The 4318-nt window shown below is 65.5% G+C and carries 5 protein-coding genes; 1 reads left to right on the forward strand and 4 read right to left on the reverse strand.

Features of this window, described 5'->3' with window-relative positions:
• From AC3LCN_RS05865 to AC3LCN_RS05880, 4 genes are all read right to left on the reverse strand, one after another.
• Positions 1-466 (reverse strand): PHP domain-containing protein (locus AC3LCN_RS05865; RefSeq protein WP_488649134.1); only part of this gene is annotated, 466 nt, incomplete at its 3' end.
• Positions 447-686: a hypothetical protein gene (locus AC3LCN_RS05870; protein WP_488649135.1), complete on the reverse strand. Its 240-nt coding sequence runs from the start codon at positions 684-686 to the stop codon at positions 447-449. The genes AC3LCN_RS05865 and AC3LCN_RS05870, both read right to left, overlap by 20 nt.
• Before the next feature lie 5 nt (positions 687-691).
• The gene (locus tag AC3LCN_RS05875) at positions 692-1756 is read right to left on the reverse strand and encodes a DinB/UmuC family translesion DNA polymerase (RefSeq protein WP_488649136.1); all 1065 of its coding nucleotides are present in this window, start codon (positions 1754-1756) and stop codon (positions 692-694) included.
• Positions 1723-2490, reverse strand: a complete 768-nt coding sequence (locus AC3LCN_RS05880) for a hypothetical protein (protein ID WP_488649137.1) — start codon at positions 2488-2490, stop codon at positions 1723-1725. The genes AC3LCN_RS05875 and AC3LCN_RS05880 overlap by 34 nt, the downstream gene beginning before the upstream one ends.
• Positions 2491-2649: 159 nt before the next feature.
• Here AC3LCN_RS05880 and AC3LCN_RS05885 point away from each other — a divergent pair, with 159 nt between their 5' ends.
• Positions 2650-4101 carry a DHA2 family efflux MFS transporter permease subunit gene (locus AC3LCN_RS05885; protein ID WP_488649138.1) on the forward strand — a complete coding sequence of 484 codons (1452 nt, stop codon included), beginning with the start codon at positions 2650-2652 and terminating at the stop codon, positions 4099-4101.
• Positions 4102-4318 lie beyond the last annotated feature (217 nt).

Below are 4318 nucleotides of genomic sequence, written 5' to 3' on the forward strand. Positions count from 1 at the left end.
GCAGCGCCAGGCGCGGGCCGAGCTCGGCATCCGCCACCCCGCGCCGTTCGGCGTGCGGCACCAGTTCAGTAAGAAGGCGCCGCTGGCGCTCGGGGAGTGGCCGATCGGGGCGCCCATCGACCGCGGCAGACTCAGCAGCAGAACTAGAGCCAGGGCCAGCACCAGCACGCGGCAGTGGCAGCACCACGCCGTCGCGATCGGGGACTGCCGGGTCAGCCATCTCAAACTCCACGCCGAGCAGCGCCGGCAACGATGCCGCTTCGGAGGCACGCACGAAGCGCACCGCACCAGAGAGCGAGCCCTCATCGACAAGGGCGAGTCCGCTTAGACCGAGGGCAACCCCCTGCGCCACCAACTGTTCCGGTGTGGCAGTCGCGCGCAGAAAACTAAAGGCCGAACGCGCATGCAGTTCGGCAAACGGGACCAGCGGAATTGGACGCGGCGCATCAGTCAAAGATGCGCTCAAGGAACCAGTCTCCCGTGAAGAGATCTTGGAAGATCAGCACCAGCCAGGTCGCCCCCACGACTTTCACATACGCACGATCGATAGGCGTCGCTAACCAGCGCTCACTGACCCGCCACTCCTCTATGACCGAGACGTGATCAAAGTCGCGATCAAGGCGAACGATCCTTGGGCGGCCAGAATTATCGAGCGTCACGTCGATGCGCTTCGGCGGGCGCAACACGCGCGTCACTCCTGCACCTCGGGGTGCGCGCGAAGCCAGGTGACGCGGCGTTCGCTGCGCGCATCGTCGCCATCCACTACGTCGCCCTGCATCACGCGGTCGGCGCCAAAGCGCACGGCGATCGCGGCGGTGCTCCAGGCGAGTCGATCGACGCGCGGCGAGCGCGAGCCGAGCAGCGTCAGTTGATCACCGGCGGCGGGGAGCACCCCATCGAAGCGCAGCTGCGCGCTGACTACGCCGTCGTCACCGAGACCGCGCAGCAGTGCGCGCTCCAGTGATGCGAGCAGGAGGCGTTCGATTTGCGTGCGGTCGGCGCTCGGCACGGGGAGTCGCGCCACGGCGCGCACCGGGGCGGAGCGTTCGCGCGCCAAGTGGAGTCGCGCGATGCCGACCGCCGCACCGTCGCGCCGTACGCGCACCAGCAGCTCGTCGAGCAGCCGGCGCAACGGGAAGCGGAACTCCTCCAGTGAGGTGAGGGGCATCTCGAACGAGGCGCGTGCGAGCAGGCGCCGCGGCAGCGGCGCAGGGGCGATCGCCTGCACATCGAAGCCGCGGGCGAGCGTGAGCAGGGCTCCCGCAATGGGGCCGACGCGAGCGGCAAGGGCCGCCGCCTGCGTGCGGGCGAGCGCCCCCACGGTGCGGAGGCCGAGCAGGGCACAGCGCTCCAGGGCGTCACTCATGCTCTCCGCCGCGTACTCCGTCGCCCCCAGCGCCAGCACATCCACTGGGTAGCTGGCCAACCCCTCGGCCTCGTCGCCGGGCGGCACCACCTGCATCTCGTCGCCACCACCACGCGCCAGCAGCACCGCGAGTAGGCGACTGCTCGACACCGCGGCGCTCGGTCGCTCGCGCAGATGCACGCCAACGGCGCGCAGTGCAATCGCCGCAATGTCGCGCTCGCTCCCACTGCGCGCCTGCAGTCCGTCAATGCCGATCTCAATCAGTCCGTACGAATCACTCCCAGCAACAAGTGGTGAGAGACGACCGAGCGCATGCCGCGCACTGCGCAGCCGCTCGGTGCGATCAACAAGGCCGCTCAGTGTTGGCCAGTAGAGCGCAAGGGTGCGCATGCCACCTCCTCAATCGGTAGGCGACCAATGCGCAGGTCGGCGCGCGCGCCACGACCCTCATACACATCCACCACCGCGGTCGCACCGGTGCGCGGCCCAGCCTCCATCGTCAACAGCACACGACGACCGATCACATCGGCACCAACGCGCAACCACGACACCACCGCACACGAGAGCGCCGCATCGGCATGCATCGGCACCGCATCATCAAGCAGCAGTAGCAGCGAGGTGCCGGCGCGACGGGCGCGCGCCGCGAGTCGCTCTAGCGCATCGCTGCGTACCGCAGTACTGCGCACCAGTGAAAGGTCGAGCACCAGTAAATCTGCAGCGTCGGCAGCCAAGAGCGCACCGGACATCTCCAGTGCTTCGCCCGTATGCAGGGGAACCAGAATCGGCAGATCGCGCAACGCAACGCCGCGCGTTGCCGCTTCAAGTGGATCAAAGCTGCGCGCCGCATCAATCCACGCCGCGGCACCACCCGCCGCCTGCGTTGCTGCGAGTGCGCGCAACGCCAACGTGGTGCGCCCCGCGCCGAAGCCGCCGCGCAACAGGGTGAGACCGTCGGGGAGGCCGCGCCGACCGAGCAGCGCATCGAGCGCCGCCACCCCAGTGCCGCGCACCGGCGCCACGCGCAGAGCCGCGTCGCCGACCTCCACCCCGCGCCGAATGATCCCCGCACCCCAGCGCTGCTGGAGGCGGGTGACAGCCTCAATTCGTGCGGCAGACTCAGCCATAGGACGGCGAAGTATAGAACATCTGTTCTATCCTGTGGGGGGTCGTTTTCGTGCCCAAAGGGCTACCTCGGGCATGGCAGGGCTACCCCCGGCTCGCACGGCCCGCGGGCCTTCACGCCATACTCCCCTCTAAATAGATGTAGGGGGGGTGTACCGCTCATGAAGAACAACTCAACCGCCGTGAAGTTCCGTTGGCTCGCTGTCGCCGTCTTGTTGGTCGCGTCCTTTATGGACCTGCTCGACACGACGATCGTCAATGTGGCCCTTCCTGCGATTCAGGAGAGCCTTGGCGCCTCATCGGCTCAGCTGGTGTGGATCATCTCTGGGTACGCCCTCAGCTTCGCCGTATTGCTGATCACCGGTGGTCGCCTTGGTGATCGCTATGGGCGCAAGACAGTATTTAGCATCGGCGTTCTCGGCTTTACACTCGCCTCACTGAGCTGCGCCTTTGCGCAGACACCAGATGGGCTCGTGATCTCGCGACTCGTGCAGGGTGGCTTTGCCGCGATCATGATCCCCCAGGTCCTCTCCATCATTCAGGTGCTGTTCAGGCCAGAAGAGCGCGCTGCGGTGTTCGGTTTGACTGGTGCGATCTCTGGGCTCGCCGCCGTTGCGGGGCCGCTCATTGGTGGCCTGCTCGTTTCGAGCGATGCATTTGGGTTGGGATGGCGCAGCATCTTCGTCATCAATGTTCCCGTCGGCATCGCGCTGTTGATCGCATCCCTCGCCTTTGTTCCGAACTCCAAGTCAGAGAAGCCGGTACGGCTCGACCCACTTGGCGTTGGGCTGATCATCGCCGCGCTCTTCCTCGTGATCTACCCGCTCATCCAGGGTCGAGAGCAGGGTTGGCCGGTTTGGGTTTGGGTCATGTTCGCGTCAAGCGCTGTGTTGATTGGTATCTTTGTTGCACTGCAACGCCGTCAAGAGAAGACGAGCGGGGGAGCGCTGATTCCACCATCACTGTTCAACAACCGTGGATTCTCTGCCGGAGTTCTCACGAGCTTCTTGGCCGTCTCCTCGATCGGCGCCTTCTTCCTGATCTTCGCGCTGTACCTGCAGGCTGGCCTTGGCTTCTCGGCTCTCGATGCAGGCCTAACGTCACTGCCATTTAGCGTTGGCGCGTTCCTTGGCAGTGGGATCGCTGTTCCCTTGGCCCCCAAGGTTGGGAAGTACCTGATTGCGATTGGCGCGGTCTTGCAGTTGATTGGCTACACCCTGATCAAGGAGGTTATCCTGACCAAAGGCGATGGCCTGGTCGGATCTGACTTGCTGGTGCCGCTGGCGATCGCCGGCGTTGGGTTGACCCTCATTCTGGTGCCGCTCGCCGACCTCGCCCTTGCCCAGACAGATGTTCAGAATGCTGGCGCAGCGTCGGGGGTGCTCAACACCTTCCAGCAGGTTGGTGGCGCCATCGGCGTTGCCGTGATCAGCGTGCTCTTCTTCGATGCCGTTGGCGCGAACTTCACCCCAGCGGGGCTGCGAGGCGGATTTGAGGTGGCCATCTTGGCGCCACTCGTTGCGGTTGCGCTGACCGGGCTCGCGAGCCTCTTGCTGCCAAGTGCTGCGGTGTTGGCTGCGCCAAAGAAGGCGGCTGCAAAAGCTCGCAAGTGATCTAACGGCAGGGGAAATTTCGCGTTTATCTTCCGTTGACAATCACCCTGCACAATCGCGCCGTGAACACCTACACGCCCCTACGGCAACCCCTCAAAGAGGAGCCGATCTCGCCGCGCCCCAACCCAGAGTGGAGTGAGGCCGAGATTCGCCGGCTGCTGGTGGAGGCCGAGATGAGCGCCCACGCCTGGGCGGTAGAGCACGATCAGGCGGCCAC

The sequence above is a fragment of the Candidatus Limnocylindrus sp. genome (genome assembly GCF_040397215.1).
Taxonomy (GTDB): domain Bacteria; phylum Chloroflexota; class Limnocylindria; order Limnocylindrales; family Limnocylindraceae; genus Limnocylindrus.

Excerpts from the sequence above, each read along its gene's own strand:
- AC3LCN_RS05880 (WP_488649137.1), bottom strand. The coding sequence starts at position 2,490 with ATGGCTGAGTCTGCCGCACGAATTGAGGCTGTCACCCGCCTCCAGCAG.
- AC3LCN_RS05875 (WP_488649136.1), bottom strand. The coding sequence starts at position 1,756 with ATGCGCACCCTTGCGCTCTACTGGCCAACACTGAGCGGCCTTGTTGAT.
- AC3LCN_RS05885 (WP_488649138.1), top strand. The coding sequence starts at position 2,650 with ATGAAGAACAACTCAACCGCCGTGAAGTTCCGTTGGCTCGCTGTCGCC.